Raw genomic sequence first — 18,175 nt, forward strand, 5'->3', positions numbered from 1 at the left:
TAGAGGCATTCTATATTACATTCTCTCTAAGTTATATTAGATTAGAACTTATTTTGCATATTTTTCTTTAAATGCAGCCAATTGAGCTTCCTCTAAGGACAAGCCTTGTTCTTTGAATCGTTCAATAGCAGCATGCATTTCTTCGTATGCTACAGGAACAACCTTAGTAAATCTATTGGCAAAGTTATTCCAGTTTTCAAGGATATGACGGCCTTTTGTGGAATTAGTATGCAATACATGTTGTTCGACTAATTCTTTGATGCGTTTAAGATCATCATTATTAGCAGGACGTAATTCTACAAGACCTGTATTTACATAACGCTCATCGCAATCAAGGATGTACGCATAGCCGCCGGACATACCGGCTGCAAAGTTACGACCAATTTTACCAAGTACGAGAACTTCGCCACCTGTCATGTATTCACAACCATGGTCGCCTACACCTTCCACAACAGCTGTAATACCACTGTTACGAACGGCGAAACGTTCACCAGCTACACCATTGATATAGGATTTACCAGATGTAGCACCATAGAAGGCAACGTTGCCGATAAGGATATTTTCGTCAGCTTCAAAGATAGATTTCTTAGGTGGGTAAACAACGATGGTACCGCCGGATAAACCTTTACCGAGGTAGTCATTCGCATCCCCTTCGAGTTCTAATGTCATGCCTTTTGGAATGAAAGCACCAAAGGATTGACCTGCAGAACCTTCAAAGTTCAACTTGATTGTGTTATCTGGAAGTCCGCTTTCACCATAACGACGTGTTACCTCAGAACCAACTAATGTACCTACTACACGGTTAATGTTGTTGATAGCCAATTTAGCGCGAATAGGTTTTTGATCTTCGATAGCAGGACGGCACATACGCAAAAGTTTGGACATATCCAATGTGCGTTCCAATTCATGGTCTTGATCGATGGTATGCATATGACCAACAGACGCATCGATGTATGGATGGAACAAGATACGTTTCAAATCGACACGAGACAATTTGAAGTTATCGTCTTGAGATTTTTGACGAACAAGATCGATACGGCCAACGAGTTCAGCTACGGAACGGATACCTAAGCGAGCCATGATTTCACGCAATTCACGTGCAATGAAGATCATCAAGTTTTCTACATATTCAGGTTTGCCGTTGAAACGAGCACGCAATTTTTCATCTTGTGTAGCCACGCCATAAGGGCATGTGTTGAGGTTACATACACGAGCCATTTTACAGCCTACAGCTACAAGTGGTAATGTACCGAAACCAAACAACTCAGCACCAAGCATAGCCGCAACAGCTACGTCGAAACCAGTCATCAATTTAGAGTCTACCTCTAATTGAACGCGGTCACGCAAACGATTAAGCATCAATGTTTGATGAGTTTCAGATAAACCAAGTTCCCAAGGCACACCAGCGTGTTTTACAGATGTACGACCAGCCGCACCTGTACCGCCGTCATAACCGGAAATCAAGATATTATCTGCTTTTGCTTTCGCCACACCAGCTGCGATAGTACCAACGCCAGCTTCGGAAGTCAATTTAACGGAAATGCGAGCATCTTTATTGACGCATTTCAAATCGTAAATTAATTCCGCCAAGTCTTCGATGGAGTAAATATCATGATGTGGTGGAGGAGAAACAAGTTCTACACCTGGTGTGGAGTGACGAGCCTTGCCGATTTCAGGATATACCTTTTTACCTGGCAATTGACCACCTTCACCTGGTTTAGCACCTTGTGCACATTTGATTTGCAATTCTTTTGCATGAATCAAGTAATTAGCAGTTACACCGAAACGACCAGATGCAATTTGTTTTACTTCAGAGTTCATGCTATCCCCATTAGGCAATGGTTTAAAGCGTGCAGAGTCTTCGCCACCTTCACCGGAGTTAGATGTAGATCCAAGACGATTCATGGCAATAGCGATTGTTTCATGCGCTTCTTTACTGATTGCACCATAACTCATAGCACCTGCTTTAAAGCGTTTTACGATGGATTCTTCAGGTTCAACCTCTTCAATAGGAATACCGCCGCCTACAGGATAGTTCAATTCCATCAAGGAACGCAATGTAACATGGTAATCATTGCGAATCGCTTTAGAGTATTCTTTATATTTTGCGTAATCGCCGTTGATAAGAGATTCTTGTAAAAGATCAATTGTTTTAGGGTTGAATAAATGTTCTTCCCCATCTTTTACAGGGCCGTACCACCCGCCTGGTTCGAGAACAGATTCGTCAGATTTGAAAGCACGGTCATAACGAGCCAAAGCTTCATTGGCAACGCCTACAAGACCAATACCGCCAATACGAGTTGGTGTATTAACGAAGAACTTATTAATAAAGTTGGTGTTCAAGCCCAAGGCTTCGAAGATTTGTGCACCATGATAGGAACGAACTGTGGAGATGCCCATTTTGGACATAACCTTCATAATGCCGCCTACAGCTGCTTTAATGTAGTTCTTTTCTGCTTGTTCAGGTGTAATATCACCAAGACGTTTACGAGCTTGTAAATCGCGTACAGTTTCAAGAGCCAAGTAAGGATTGATAGCTGTTACACCATAACCGATCAATGTACAGAAATGATGTACTTCACGAGGCTCACCAGATTCGAGGATAAGACCAATTTCTGTGCGCAATACTTTTCTAATTAAGTGATTATGAACAGCTGCTACAGCTAACAACGCTGGAATTGGTGCATGATTTTCATCAACTCCACGGTCGGATAAAATCAATACATTTTGCTCTGTACGTGCTGCTTCTTCTGCTTTTTCGCACAATTCATTCAACGCATCACGCAAGCCATCCGCACCCTTAGTTGGGTCGAAGAGGATTGGCAATGTAACAGATTTCATGCGACGGCAGTCAAGAGCCTTAATGGACGCCAATTCTTGATTTGTAAGAATTGGTGTACGCATGGACAACGCATAGGTACCAGCTTTATTTGGATCTGTTAAGTTACCAGAGTTACCAAGCATAACGCGTGTAGATGTAACCATTTCCTCACGAATGGAGTCGATTGGAGGATTTGTTACTTGCGCGAACATTTGCTTGAAGTAGCTGTATAACAATTGTGGTTTATCAGACAAGATAGCAAGTGGAGCATCGGCACCCATTGCACCTACAGGGTCTTTACCATCTTTTGCCATAGGTACGATCATACGTACAAGATCTTCTTGAGTATAACCAAAGGCTTGTTGCTTTTTGAACAAATCTTCTACTTTGGGAATATCGCTTTCATCAGCTTGAGTAATTTCAGACAAGTGGATAACATGTTCTTTTACCCATTCATTATATGGCAATTCAGTAGCAACGCGTTGTTTGATTTCTTCGTCGGAAATAATGCGTTGTTCCTCTGTATCGATGAGAAGCATTTTGCCTGGTTCCAAACGACCTTTTGCGCGAATATTTTCAGCGTTTTCGTTTACTACACCCACTTCGGACGCCATAATAACGCGATCATCAGTTGTTACATAGTAACGAGCAGGACGCAAACCATTACGGTCAAGTACGCCACCGATAACAGTACCATCAGTGAAGCCCATAGCGGCAGGACCATCCCATGGTTCCATCATGAAGCTATTGAACTCATAGAAGTCATGTTTTTCTTGGCTCATAAGCTTATTGCGTTCCCAAGGTTCAGGAATCATCATCATAATCGCATGAGGCAAGGAACGACCTGTCATGTGCAAGAATTCCAAAGTATTGTCGAACATAGCGGAGTCAGAACCGCTGTCATCTACTACAGGGAATACCTTTTTAATATCTGGGAATAATGGAGATTCTGCTTTACCTTCACGAGCATTGATCCAGTTTACGTTACCACGGATTGTGTTGATTTCACCATTGTGCACTAAGAAACGGTTAGGATGCGCCCGAGCCCAGCTTGGGAATGTATTCGTACTGAAACGGGAGTGAACCATAGCCAATGCAGATGTGAAATCAAGGTCGCTCAAATCAAGGTAGAAGTCACGCAATTGACCAGGAGTCAACATACCTTTATATACAATTGTTTTAGAGGACAAGGATGCAATATAAAAGTCACTAGATAGTTCCTTACTCAATGGGATAATGCGTTTTTCCGCCAATTTACGGATAACATATAATTTACGTTCAAATTCCGCATTATTCGTTACATCAGGGCCTTTACCAATGAGAATTTGGATCATCCAAGGACGAATAGCAGCCGCTTCCTTACCAACTTTAGTACCATCTACAGGCACTTCACGCCAACCGAGAACGACTTGCCCCTCTTCGCGTACTACTTCTTCAAAAATACGTTTTTGCTCATTGCGAAGACTTTCATATTTATGCGCAAAAATCATGCCCACACCATATTCACCTGCTGCAGGTAAATTAATGCCCAACACTTCGCATTCACGTTTAAAAAATTCATGTGGAATTTGTACCAAGATACCAGCACCATCGCCTGTATCCTTATCTGCACCAGCACCACCACGATGTTCAAGACGCTCTAAAATACGCAAGCCATCATCGATGATATCATGGGATTTTTTGCCCTTAATATTTACGACAAAACCCATACCACAGGCATCTTTTTCAAATTGGCTGCTATACATGCCATTTGCTTCGAGTCTAGCCTGATCTAAACGTTGTTGATCAATAACGCTACCATTCATCTCCATAGCTTTTGTACTCCTTCTCATATCACTTGATGTTTCACAACCTCTATAATCATTATATATAAGCCTTGTGAAAGTTACTTCCATTTCAATATTCATATAAAATTCAAATTCTATAGAATTTAATGTCTATACACAGTATACCAAAGTCCACTGTAAATTGATAATATATAAACCGCAATCTAACTTGCGGTAAAATCATAGCCATATGCGTATTTTGTATACATGATTCATTATAAGAAAACAAAAAGGGTTAAAATTTTCCCACCAGCCGATTCTACTTAGCCCTCAAGGCTTCGTATGGCTAGCGTCAAAACTTTAACCCCTTCCCTTTACAGTACTACTACTGGTAGTTATAGATTAAGCAAATACTTCATCAAAGCGTGCTTCATCAATCAACGTTCCTACATAGAAATCGCTGAAGATACCATATCGTGCACTCGCTTCTTCAAAGCGCATATCGTAAACAATTTTCTTGAATTGAATGTCATCATTACTAAAAATAGTAACGCCCCATTCCCAATCATCAAGACCGATACCACCTGTAGTGTACTCAGATAGTACTTCTAAATATGGTCTACCAGTGATGCCATGTTCACGCATCATACGACCGCGTTCCTCTGGAGGCAACATATACCAATTATCATTGCCTTCACGCTTCTTCGTCATATTATAAAAACAAATATATTTATCCTTTGGTACAGTTGGATACAATTTCGCATCCACCTCAGGCGTATCAAGCTTAGCTTTCACATATGCACTAACCTCTGTTACAGACGTATAAGAATACGTTTGAACAAGCACAGACGCAATCGTTAGACGACGGAATTTGCGTTCCCATTTCGCCAAATCCTCAAGAGACGGCGCCAAAATCCACAACAAAAGATCGCCCTTATAACCATTCACATCATAGAACGCATAACTGCCCTCTTTAGCTTGGTGCATAGACTCCAACTCAGCCAAAAACGCCTTTAACTCATCACGAGCCTCAGCCTTCTCCTCTGCATCAAAACAATTCCAAGCACTAAAATCCATGGAAAACACCATATGTTGACTATGCCAACCCTCAACAGTAGGAATTGCCTTACCCATACAATCACTCCTTTTCACATAAAATATATAAAACACAATTTACAATTACAAAATCGAGCCCCTAGCCCGAAGACCGTTTTCCTCTAACCTAGGCTAAAGGACCTTGTACTAGCTGGAGACTAAAATCCGCTACAGTAGGCAATGGATAAGCCTTCTGAAGCGACTTTAGTAAGTCGAGGCCCTAGGCCGAAGACCGTTCCCCTTTACCGCTAGGCTAAAGGAATCTGGTGCAACGGTTACCAAAAACATTCTACAGTAGGTGATGAATTTCAGTTAATATTTACCGCGTAGTAGGTGCGAGATGGTCTCCAGAAGGCGACTTTAGTAGGTCAAGGCCCTAGGCCGAAGACCGTTAAGCTAGCTGGAGCCTAATGAAGACCATCTCGTACCGGCAACGTAGTTGCTATTACCGAAATCCATCGCCGACTACGTAGAACTACTTAACCGTTGCACAAGTTCCTTAGCCTGTTTCACCCCATCCGGTATCCCAATCCCATCAAACGGTGTCCCAATGAGATACAAATTAGGATAATGTTTTTTCACATGCTCCCGAACGGCTGCGATAGCAGCACGATGACCCACATTATATTGAGGCATGCAATGTATTAAACGATTGATTTTGATCCATTCTGGATTTGCATTAAAGTTCATAATACGTTGAATTTCTTTAAGAGCTAATGCAGAAAGTTCTTCATCACTATAGCGTTCCACCACATCATTACCAGGTTTACCGATAAAAACGCGAAGAACGATTTTATCATCTGGCGTTGTTTGTGGCCATTTTTGATTTAATATAGTACACGCCGTTAATGGTGTATCCGTTTTACGAGTAATCAACAAGCCAGAGCCTTTTAGTTCGCCATCAAAGGACTCTTTATCAAAGGCCATGATTGCAATAGCACAACTAGATTGTTCCATATTGCGTACGCCATCAAATCCAGTATCTCTAATAAACCAATCTTTATACGTAGCCGGTGGTGTAGAGATAACCAACATATGGGAGGTTTCTTCTCGACCATTCACATTATAACGATACACTGCATCAGCATACGATATATCTCGAACAAGGGCCTTAGTAGTCAATGTAACATTGGATGGCATTTGTTCCACAATCGCAGTTACCACGCTTTCAAGACCACCCGTTAATTGTCTAAACATACCGGATTGTGATGCGGTTCCTTTTGATGCTTTTAGATTTCCATTCGTTCGCTGAATACTAGATTGTTTCTTATCAAATTGAGCATCCGTCATCGTTCCTTTACCAGCACGGGGAACGTCGCCTTCATTAACAGCACCTTTAGCAGCCTTAGATACCCCCGCCTTTTGATGGCTCATCTTAGCAGCAATCATGCCCTTAACCATATTGCCATATTTTTGTTCTACTTGAATAAAATGTGGAAACGTAGATAATAGACTGATTTTATAAATATCGCCACCATAAATACCCGCCAATAATGGCTCAATTAATTTATCCATCATTTCTTGACCTAAATGATAGCGGAAGAAATGACCAATCGATACATCACCGTGAGCATCTAAGGGATACGGTTTCTTAAAATAATCAAGACCAGCACGCACTTTACCAGCCCAGGAAATTAAGGTCGCTTTCACAAAAGGCATCATTTCCGTAGGAACGCCCATGATGGAACCACCTGGAATTGGGTGAATGTTGCCACGGTCATACACATAGGCCTGCCCCGTTTCATTGGATACAAGCGTATCTGCTAGACCAAGATCTGTAATGAGATCCGTCATTTCCGTTTTGCGGCCCAAGTAGGAATCCGGTCCTAACTCAACAACAAAATCATCTACTTGTTGCGTTTGAATTTTACCGCCAAATCGAGGGGCCTGTTCATATAATTGTATCTGCCAATCTGGTTTGGCATGGCCTAAATAATAGGCTGCAGTAAGCCCCGTAAGGCCACCACCAACAATCGTTACCTTCACTTATTAATCCTTTCTCGTATAGCCTTTGCCATGGCCTCCATAAATAGGGTATTTCCATTGGGCATAGGCAGACGTTCATATGTAGCCCCAGCATTTTCAACGATATTCCGACAAATAATATCATTATCATACAAAATTTCTACATGATCGCTAACAAACCCAAAAGGAATACATACAATCCGTTTTGCTCCATCTATAAGAGCCTGTTCAATGACACTTTCAATGGTAGGACCTAACCATTCACCATAGGGTGCCGCACTTTGCCATGCCTGATACCAGTGATTAAGGCCTACCATTTTTGCAATTTGATTTGATGCGGACATGACCTCATCTTCATAGCTACCAACCGTTGAAGTAGGTACACTATGGGCAGAGAAAATACAGGCTGTATCAGCTTGTAATGGATTCGCGGCCATCAACTGTGAACGCCAGTATTCAAAAAACGGTGGTTTATTCCACCAAGATTTGATAATTTCACAAGATATATCCGGATACGCTCGTAATATAGAATGTAATTTCCGTTCATACGCGCCTGTTCCAATCATAGAATAAAACGGCGATGTGACAATGCATAAAATAGAAGTATACCCTGCAGCTGCTATGGATTCTACAGCTTGTTCCATACTATTAGGCATATGAAGATAGGCCAAATACATCGCGTCTATCTTCAATAGTGATTCTAGAGTTTTCTTTTGCTCTTCCCCCATCGTCTGCAACAGCTTATTATCCCATTGTCCGATAGCATCATAACGAGCGGTTAGGACCTCCAATTCTCGTTCCGTAGGCATTTTTCCGCGTCGTATACTCGTCAAATAAGGTAATAAATCAGATGGTTGACGAGGTGTACCAAAAGATAATAACAGTATAGCCGGCTCCATATTATCGGCTTTCACGAGCCCACAATTCACGGCTCTTTTCATGAACATAGTCTGTCAACCAATGTAATTTTGCTGGATCCGCCTCAGGGAATACACCATGCCCTAAGTTAAATACATGTTTACCATGACGAATGCCATCCATTAAAATTTCATCTACTACCTTGGCTATTGTTTTTGTATCCCCGTATAAATAAGCAGGATCAAGGTTCCCCTGTACTGTTTGTGTAACACCTCTATCCTTAGCTGCTCCAAGAGAACTTCGCCAATCTAAGGCGATAACATCAAGAGGTAATTTAGACCAAGTAGAAACAAGGTGGTCTGTACCGACACCATTCATAGCGAGCGGCAAGTTAGGGAATCTAGATTTTACTGTGGAAATAATACGTTTCATATGAGGGAAAATAGCTTGCTCATATTCTGTACTATTAACAGCACCCACCCAAGAGTCAAAGATTTGTAAAGCATTAGCACCAGCGCGCGCTTGCATTGACAAATACTCGATGGACATATCCGCTAGTTTTTCCATTAGTTTATTCCAAATTTCGGGTTCGCTGATTAACATCCCACGAGTTTTGTTATAACTTTTCGTAGGACCTCCTTCAATAAGGTAAGACGCGATGGTGAATGGTGCACCACAAAAGCCAATAAGAGGTACATCAAGCACCTCGGTAGTCAACAACTCAATAGTCTTGGCAATATACTCTACCTTTGTTGCATCAAATGTATGTAATCGTTCAATATCTTCTATACGACGAATCGGAGTATCAAATACAGGACCTACACCAGGTTTAATATCCACATTCACGCCAATAGCCACCATAGGGCTCATAATATCCTTATAAAGAATAGCCGCATCAACGCCATATTCTTTAACAGGCAGTTCTGTCACTTGTGCGCAAAGTTCAGGTTGTTTGGTAATTTCGAACAATGTGTACTTCTCTTTTATCTTACGATATGCAGCCTGACTGCGCCCTGCTTGGCGCATATACCATACCGGTGTTATGCCAGGGTTCTTGCCCTGAATCATATCTAAATAAGCAGTATTCAAATTTCCACCCCTTTCTACAAAACACACCCATACATGTATATAAGATTTTATATTAGAATGTCACGCTCATATTAAAAGTGTACCCCAAAAGTGATGAATATGCAAAGCCACTTATTATCTATATTTTTAGGGATAGAAATTTATGCACGTTGTAATATATGCGTATCTATACCAGCAATAGCTTGCCCCATGTAATACACTTGTTGCTGACATGTAAACAACCAAATTTGTTGATGTTCACTAAGTTCAGCTAACAACTCAAGTGCACTCTTTTGGCGTTCTTCATCAAAGCGGACTAAGATATCATCTAATATGATTGGCAATGCATCCACTTGGTACGAAAAGACCTTTGCTAGTGCCAAACGCAACGCGAGATACACCTGATCCGCTAAACCACTAGACCAATGATGAATCGGTAATCGTTCACCCCGTTCATTCAAAAGGGCTAAACCGTCTTGCAATCCCCACATATCAAATGTATAAGCACCATTCGTTAAACGTTTAATATACTGAGATGCTAATTCTAACATCTTTGGTTGTGACTCTTCTTCGTATGATTGTTGCGCTCGTTCCATACAATGAGCGATGACAACTTGAGTGGCCCAATCTTCCAAGGCAGATTCCAATTCAGATTCTAACTCTTGTCGTTGTTGAATGGCTTCCCGTTGCTCCTGATCTGAACCCAATGCACGCATAGCTTCCACGATTTGACCTCGTTTCTCATAGAGGTTAGCCATCGCATCCTTGCGCGCATTCAGCTCTTGATCTGCATGGGCTAATTCATCAGTCCAATTCTCTTTATTCCCCTCACGCAAGCGGCGATAGAACAAATCCTTATTTTCACCATCTGGAGTTAACAAATCAAGCTGTACTTGGCTCTGTTTGTAAATCGTTTCCCATTGCTTAAATTGATCTTCATCAATGAGTTTTTGACGATATTCATTGGCGCCGGACAATCCACTTTTTTCAAGCAATGCTTTTTGTTCAAGTAAAAGTTCCTTTTCCTTGCGATGCCAATTATCATACTCCATACGATAGCTCTTACGCTGTGATTCTTTTTGTTCCCAACGAATCATTTGTTGTTGAAAGTTTTTATATTGATTATAAATACGTTTTAGCTCAGTAGGAGACACAGGGGCTTCAACACCAAGGTTATACCATAAGGTAACAGCTTGATCCTCTATAACGCGCAAAGATTCCTTATGTTCATCTAAGCGTTTCTCGTATCCTTCAATGGTCCGCAATTGTTCATAATACTGGTCAAATTCATGCTTCATACTAAAGAAGTCATCTTCATCGAGACTCTTAGCCGCTCCTTCAGGAATCCATGCTTGCCATTCAGCCAAGGCTTTTTCATAATTAGCCTGTAATTGTTTACCTTCATCATTGTAACGTTGCTCAATAGCTGCCGTTTCCAAGTTCGGTACATCTGACGCCACAGGTAAAGGTGCATCCAATTGTGTTTCCAAATACGACTTACGTTGCTGTAAGCGTTCTAGTTCACGCATCAACCGAGCTACATCGGAATCATCTACATGGCGAAGGCGCCATCCATACCAGAACAATCCCAGTCCAAGTATTAATAAAATAATACCACCGATGCTATATAGTACAGATTCCAGTGCAATAAGTCCTGCTAGCGACATCAATACACCAACGACGGCTCCAATCCCCCCAATACGTTGCAACCAAATCGGCATCGCGGCCATACGTATGGAACCATGTTCTCCAAGTCGAGACTCTAGATCTGCAATATCAGTCATAACAGCCTGCAACTCTTGCTGAGCCCAGGTGTTAACAGGGCTATTTTCACCAGTGTCAACAGATGATCTATCTTCACTTATTTTTAGTTCTTTTTGCAAGGATGGTGCTTGGCTTTGCCAATATAATAATTGGTCCTTTGCGGTACGCAATCGTTTGGATAAACGTTCTCCTTCAAACCAATTCACATCAGTTGGCACCGATTCATCCTTGCGCCATGAAGATTGTAACCCTCTCGAGAAATCAAGTTGCTCTTTAACCTTAGCAATGTAGGCTTCGCCTTCTTCACACTCACGGCGCAATTGTTCCCACTTCGCACCTTGTTGAATCAAATCCTCTATATCTTGGCCATAGGTAGTAAATGGACTATTAGGATCAAAATTTTCCGGTTTTAGTGCTTCTTCTTTATCAAGCCAAAGCTGCATATTCTGACGAGCTTCACGAAGGCCCTCATCGATACTTAAAAACGCATCGCGATCTAGTGTATCAGGAGATGTAAACTGTTGCATACGACGACGCGCCTCTTCGCTACGTCGATACGTATCCCATGCACGAAGCACCATCTCTACGCCTTCACGATAATCTTGCCATTCTTTGATTTGATTCTGAATTTCTGCTTCTGTATCCTCGGAAGCCTTCAACGCTTGTTGTAATTCTACATATTGCGTTTCATGTTCACCCAGTGCGGATAAACGAGCCTTATTTTCTTGTAATTGCTCTATCAAAACATTGATGCGGCGTTTGCCTGATGCAGACGCAACCAGTAAGTCATTAGCATTGGTTTCAATGCTTTTTACTACATCACCGAGTTGCTCGCCCCCTTCGGCACCAAAGAATCTAGCTCGTACATCTACTTCATTGAGTATATCTACGCCTTGAAGGTCCTCTAACGTAAGGCCGAATATGCGGTTATACGTTTTTTTATCGAGCCCATGCCACCACAATTGATTCGGCTCGTCCTTTATGCTAGGCTCACCAGGCGAATAAAAATCTAAATTCTTGTTTTGTCGGCCTAAATGATAAACCGTCCCCTCTTTGTCGAGCTCAAGAGATCCACTTACATAACCATATTTTTTATGTTTACCGCCAAACAAAAGAGAACGCATACCTTCTAATAAGGAAGTTTTCCCACTTTCATTAGCGCCATATACAAGCTGTACACCGTTAGGACCGGATTTAAATGTCCAGTTTTCATACGGTCCAAATGAGTCGAGTCGAATCTGTTTAATGTTCATCGTTTACCCCCATTAACACCGTAACCCCTTCCATTTCACTGCGTTCCATAACTCGTTTCAATACATCGTCTGATAATAAATCTAAATAACTGCCAAGTCGTTTAGACTCAGGACGATCGACCAAGATTTGACGTACTGCCTCAATATCAGTAACGGTTTCATCATAGGCGCGTAGATAATCGCCTACCATGTCGGACAATAAACGGCGCTCTGCCAAATTAACAGTAGGACGCGTTTTAGCAATCATGCGGTATGGCATAACAAAAATAGATTTACTCTTTTCCTCTGCCTGCGTCTCCCGTAGCCATAATTTTCGAACGGACTCATCCACGCATAAGCGATGCATTGGACCAGTTCCTACTAAATGGACCGATACCAATGTATTCTTATTATATTTTTTACGTAAGGACTGCTTTTTATGGCTCAACAAATCTAATAACTCACGTTCAGTTTGTATGCCTGCAATATCAATCTTTATATCTTCAAAACGAATGGCACAGGTCTCAATAAATTCTAATTCACAATGTCCATTATGTGATATGTTGACCATATAGCATCCTTTAGCGCCAGATTCCTTCCGATGTAATCCTTGAGGATTGCCCGCATATACGACCATAGGGTCTTCTGAAATCACCTGTGATTTATGGATGTGACCTAGTGCCCAATAGTCCATAGCACCTTGCATGATATCCGTCAAATTACAGGGCCCTGTTACATCATGATGTTCACTGCCCACACTAGAGCCGACCGTTCCATGCATGACAGCAAGGGAAAATTCATCCCGTTCAAAGGCTTTATATTGTGCAGCAAAATTAGATTGTTCATTGCCATGACCACAACTGATGCCGTAAACACCACCAACTTCAATGTTATTAACCATCAACGGAAATCGTTGTACCTGTGTATCCGAAAACACATGTACATTATCAGGCATTGATAAGCCAGCACGCCAGCTTTCAGCAGGATCATGATTACCTTGCACCATATATACGGGAATATGCGCCTCCCTCAAGCGATACATGGCACGCACAAATCGGACCTGAGCCTCTAAATTATGATCTTCACTATTATAAACATCGCCGCTAATGACAACTGCATTAACGCGTTCGCGCACAGCGATTTCAATGATATTATTGAAAGCTTCATAGGTTGCTTCTGCGACGGCACGATCTACATGCCGACTCATCCCCATAGCATATTGAAAAGGAGCCCCTAAATGAAGGTCTCCACAATGTATAAAACGAAAGGGTTGCATATTGTCTCCTTTCCTAACTTATAGAATACTAATATCTAATTATACTATATATTTCTATATAATATGTAAGATATCATATTGTAAACTAATTTATTTATACAGTTGACAATTAGTATCCAAGAATACTACAATTACATTGTAAATATATTCGTTTTTATAAGTTAACAATAACAAGGAGGCTATAATGGCACTTCCAGTAGAGCAACAAACCCAGGTGGGTTCTTATGAAAAAATATTAACCATTGCCAATCGTATATTACATGGTGGTGAAATCACTAAAGAGGAAGCCATCGATTTAATCCATACATCCGATGAAGATACCATGATTTTATTGGCTATGGCAGATAAAATAAAACAACATTTTAACGATAATTCCGTAGACATTTGCGCGATTGTAAATGCTCGTTCTGGTAAATGTCCTGAAAACTGTAAATTCTGTGCACAGTCGGCACACCACAATACAGGCGTTCAAGAATATCCATTTATGGATGATGAATCGATTTTAGATGCTGCTAGAAAAGCAAAAGAAGCTGGTGCTATTCGCTTCTCTATTGTTACAAGCGGTCGCAACACTTCCAACCCTAATGAATTCAACCAAATCTTACGCGTATTAAAAGAAATTCGCGAAAAAATTGGTTTAGAAATTTGTTGTTCCCTTGGTTTGTTAACCTATGAACAAGCTCTTCAATTAAAAGAAGTTGGTGTTACTCGCTATCATTCCAATATCGAAACTGCACCAAGTCATTTCCCTGACATCTGCTCCACACATTCCTATGAGGACAAGATGTCTACCATAGAAAATGCCAAAAAAGCTGGCATTCGCGTTTGCTCTGGCGGTATCTTAGGTCTAAACGAAACTCTAGAACAACGCGTAGAAATGGCGTTTGAACTAAAACGCCTTAACATTGATTCCATCCCATTAAACATATTAAATCCGATTAAGGGTACTCCATTCGAACATAACCAAGCGTTAAAACCGATGGAAATTTTACGTACCTTCGCTGTATTCCGTTTCATTTTACCTCATGCATTAATTCGTACTGCAGGCGGTCGAGAAGTAAATCTTCGCGATTTACAATCGTACGCACTAAAAGGCGGGCTTAATGGCATCATGGTAGGCGGTTATTTAACAACCGGCGGTAGATCCCCGCAAGACGATTTACAAATGATTAATGATTTGGAATTAACCCGTACAGCCGCTCAGCTATAAACTAACGGTTGTTTCTAATCACTAGTGGATATCTTAAATTTTACCTATCTACAAAGACTGTAACACCTCTGCGTGTTTACAATACATTTACACACAAAAAATACCTAGCTAGTTGCTGTCTAGCTAGGTATTTTTATATTTAATTTTTTAAATTTATATCTGAAATATTAAATTCAAACTATTTATTGCCATAACAATCTATAGATGGCTTGGCCATTCGTATTGCCTTCAATCGGTTCAGGGTCTTTATCATAATCAACATTATCATATTGAGTGCCGTTTGGCATATACGCATCTACTTCTAGAATTTCCATGGTCCGATTATAACGGCTAATATATACCTTATAGCGAAGTTCATCGCCACCTGGTTCATTAACTTTTAGCCAAAGAACAGCATCATAATCGCTTTTTTGAACACTATCATTATCTATAAACAATTGATTACCTTTGTCATCAGGACTTACATAATACCAATCAGTCGCTTGTGCTGTATTCGAATATGTTATGAGGCAAAAAAAGGCCATCAAAGCTATAAGCAACTTCATAGTGGCCCCCTTTCTAACCCAACAACAAAAGTCTTATAACTAGAACGATTTTTTTAAATATTTTTAAAAAAAATAAAGAGAAGATATTATCCTCCTCTATTATCATATCAAGAAGTATGGCATTTATCAACATTTAATAAACGAATTTTACATTTCATCTAAATTTCATAAAATATTTTTTAGAAGTTCATTTTACCTTCATAGTATTTACTTATAATTGCTATATCAAATGATAATTATAAGTAAATATTCCCTGATTACTTAATGTATTTATCTCCCGACAAGTAATACTAACCCCAAACCTACTACTTGTTTAAATACATAGGTCATTTGATGTTAATACTAACACTCCCCTTACATGAAAAAGGACTCCAGCAGGAGTCCTTTTTTCGTTGTTAAACCCATACACTTATGCAAAAAGCTGCCCTAGGGCAGCTTTTTATTTTGTAGTTCACAACCTAAATCAGATGGTACAGGTGCGATAACAGTCACCAATTCAGATTGTCCATATGGTATAAATGTCAACGAATAGGCATGTAAGGCCTGTCTCGTATACGGTTTATTCCGCATACCATACATGGCATCGCCAATGATAGGGTGACCAATATGAGCCATATGAACGCGAATTTGATGAGTTCGTCCGGTTAGCAATGTAAACTCTAACAACGATTGTATATCACCATATTCAATCACATGATATTCGGTTACAGCATCTTGACCAAATTCATCAACACAACGGCGATTATCAAATACCGGATCCACACCGATAGGTTCATTCACCACACCATCAGATGTAATCTTTCCTTCTACGAGACCGCGATAGACACGGTGAATTCGACCTTCTTGTAGCTGTTTAGTGTAATATTGTTCTGCCTCACGGGTTTTGCCAAACATAATAACACCTGTTGTATCTCGATCCAAGCGATGAACAGGCCGAATTTTATGAACTTCGCCGCGTTTAGCATAATAGCCAGCCACCAGATTACTCAATGTATGATATTTCGTTTGACCTGCTGGATGAACTAGCATAAATGGAGGCTTATACACCACAAGTGTGTGTTCATCCTCATAGAGAACCTCTATAGGTCCTTTTTCAACCTCTACACCATAATCCTTATCTTGTGGTAACTCAATAGTAATAACATCCCCTTTTCTTAGCATACGCTTGGAATGAGCAACGCGGCTATTTACCTTCACCCGTTTCTTACGGAATATCATCTGCACATTTCGAGAGGATAAAGAAAATCGCTCTTTTACATAAGCAGATACTGTTGTACCTACCTCTTCTTTTACTGTATATGTTCTCCAACTCATATTACCACCATTCGTTGATATATGTATTTTGTTTAGGATATACCATATCTAGATAATCAATCCAATGAGATTCGCCTTGTAATTTACCTTCAAACACAAGATCTTTAGCTGATACAGCCCCCATCAACAGGACTGTTAGACCGCCAATGTCTATGGTGATATCGATTTCATCCACAGATTCAGCAGAAACGCGTTTTACGTTAGGTAAAGTGCTTTCACCTAGGGTAAGGGCAAACACGCCATTATTCCAATCGCATAATGTATCAGTAACCTTAATGTTTAGGGTAATTGGCATCATAACGGCTTCTGGATTAACAGGTACCGTAGTCAACGCTGTTTCTACGTCTACGATACGCGCCATCATATACGGCATCGTTGTATGACCTGTTTTTCCATCAGGAACAAATCTATAACCCGTATCATGCAACCCTTCATTCCAGCGAATGCTTTCACCTTGAGAACGATGGTTATAAAAATAATTAAGCAAACCACGTTGAGCACGACGTGTTGTGTATACAAATTCCGTAACTGGAATTTCAGGAGCCCCCAGACGATATACAGCATAGCCCTCGATTTGACCTTCATCGTTTTTCACGACCGCAATATTCACACCTTCAGCAAAGAAACTGCCTAATAGACGTTTCCACTCCTTCTCACCCCGTTCCGCATAGCCACATAAATCCTTCGTATAGACTTTGTAAACAGGATCAAGCAATGTCCATTGCTCTACATCATTTAGCAATCCAAAGGATAAGGTTTTATCCGTCAAAGAACGCAAACTCTCTAATGGCATGGTCTGTACCCATTGATGAGCGTACAAATCCCAGCCATATTGTTGGTAAAATCCCGCTTTAGAAGGCATTAAAATGGTAATGCCTTGACCACGACGGCGCAATTCTTCTAAGGAGTGCAACAATAATGCACCACCTACGCCACCACGACGTGCAGCTGGATGAGTAGCAACACCAACCATATAACTAGTAGGCAAGATAGCGCCGCGCACATTGATGTTATATTGACGCAAATGAACAGTGGAGAGCAATTGACCTTCTTGGATACCTACGACAGTATTCTCCGGTTCATAACAGTTAGAAAAATAATATTGAAAGAACGGATCTTCTTTTGGTTCAAAGCAATACGCCCAAAGCGCTTCTACTTGTGCCGTATCTTGTGATGTAGCAATTCTAAAATCCATACTAGTTCCTTTCTATCCTAAACAGCTCTAAGCTATATATTTCATATAGTAGAATGTATTTCACAC

General features: G+C 40.7%; 11 protein-coding genes. 1 reads left to right on the top strand and 10 read right to left on the bottom strand.

What is annotated here, in order from left to right; all coding sequences use genetic code 11:
* Positions 1–48: 48 nt before the first annotated feature.
* The 7 genes from gltB to VIHSUH07_RS09470 form a co-directional block, all read right to left on the bottom strand.
* A complete protein-coding gene (gltB, locus tag VIHSUH07_RS09440; RefSeq protein ID WP_105084747.1) occupies positions 49–4,632 on the bottom strand; it encodes a glutamate synthase large subunit in 4,584 nt (1,527 codons plus the stop codon).
* A 357-nt stretch (positions 4,633–4,989) separates the two neighbouring features.
* Positions 4,990–5,721, bottom strand: coding sequence for a hydrogen peroxide-dependent heme synthase (gene hemQ, locus VIHSUH07_RS09445; RefSeq protein ID WP_105084748.1), 732 nt, complete (start codon positions 5,719–5,721; stop codon positions 4,990–4,992).
* Between the two features lie 426 nt (positions 5,722–6,147).
* Entirely contained in the window at positions 6,148–7,668 is a 1,521-nt protein-coding gene (gene hemG / locus VIHSUH07_RS09450) for a protoporphyrinogen oxidase (protein ID WP_105084749.1), read from the bottom strand.
* On the bottom strand, positions 7,665–8,588 hold the full coding sequence (gene hemH / locus VIHSUH07_RS09455; protein ID WP_233187850.1) for a ferrochelatase: 924 nt from the start codon (positions 8,586–8,588) through the stop codon (positions 7,665–7,667). Before hemH ends, hemG begins: the two co-directional genes overlap by 4 nt.
* Positions 8,548–9,594, bottom strand: coding sequence for a uroporphyrinogen decarboxylase (hemE, locus tag VIHSUH07_RS09460; RefSeq protein ID WP_105084751.1), 1,047 nt, complete (start codon positions 9,592–9,594; stop codon positions 8,548–8,550). Before hemE ends, hemH begins: the two co-directional genes overlap by 41 nt.
* 140 nt (positions 9,595–9,734) lie before the next feature.
* Positions 9,735–12,590 (bottom strand): ATP-binding protein, encoded by a 2,856-nt coding sequence (locus tag VIHSUH07_RS09465; RefSeq protein WP_105084752.1) that lies wholly within the window; start codon positions 12,588–12,590, stop codon positions 9,735–9,737.
* Entirely contained in the window at positions 12,580–13,845 is a 1,266-nt protein-coding gene (locus VIHSUH07_RS09470) for a metallophosphoesterase family protein (RefSeq protein WP_105084753.1), read from the bottom strand. Before VIHSUH07_RS09470 ends, VIHSUH07_RS09465 begins: the two co-directional genes overlap by 11 nt.
* Positions 13,846–14,029: 184 nt before the next feature.
* On the opposite strand from VIHSUH07_RS09470, the gene bioB reads away from it, so the two are divergent.
* The gene (gene bioB, locus VIHSUH07_RS09475) at positions 14,030–15,055 is read left to right on the top strand and encodes a biotin synthase BioB (RefSeq protein ID WP_105084754.1); all 1,026 of its coding nucleotides are present in this window, start codon (positions 14,030–14,032) and stop codon (positions 15,053–15,055) included.
* A gap of 182 nt (positions 15,056–15,237) precedes the next feature.
* Here bioB and VIHSUH07_RS09480 read toward each other — a convergent pair whose 3' ends face one another.
* The 3 genes from VIHSUH07_RS09480 to VIHSUH07_RS09490 all read right to left on the bottom strand — a co-directional run bounded on the left by VIHSUH07_RS09480 (position 15,238) and on the right by VIHSUH07_RS09490 (position 18,109).
* Complete coding sequence (locus VIHSUH07_RS09480; protein WP_005375251.1) at positions 15,238–15,600, bottom strand: hypothetical protein; 363 nt, start codon at positions 15,598–15,600, stop codon at positions 15,238–15,240.
* 426 nt (positions 15,601–16,026) lie between these two features.
* Entirely contained in the window at positions 16,027–16,914 is an 888-nt protein-coding gene (locus VIHSUH07_RS09485; RefSeq protein ID WP_105084755.1) for an RluA family pseudouridine synthase, read from the bottom strand.
* Position 16,915: 1 nt separating this feature from the next.
* The gene (locus VIHSUH07_RS09490; protein ID WP_105084756.1) at positions 16,916–18,109 is read right to left on the bottom strand and encodes a GNAT family N-acetyltransferase; all 1,194 of its coding nucleotides are present in this window, start codon (positions 18,107–18,109) and stop codon (positions 16,916–16,918) included.
* Positions 18,110–18,175: the final 66 nt, after the last annotated feature.

Origin of the sequence: Veillonella sp. T34266-5, from assembly GCF_002959815.1 — a bacterium.
In the GTDB taxonomy this organism is placed as follows: domain Bacteria; phylum Bacillota; class Negativicutes; order Veillonellales; family Veillonellaceae; genus Veillonella; species Veillonella atypica.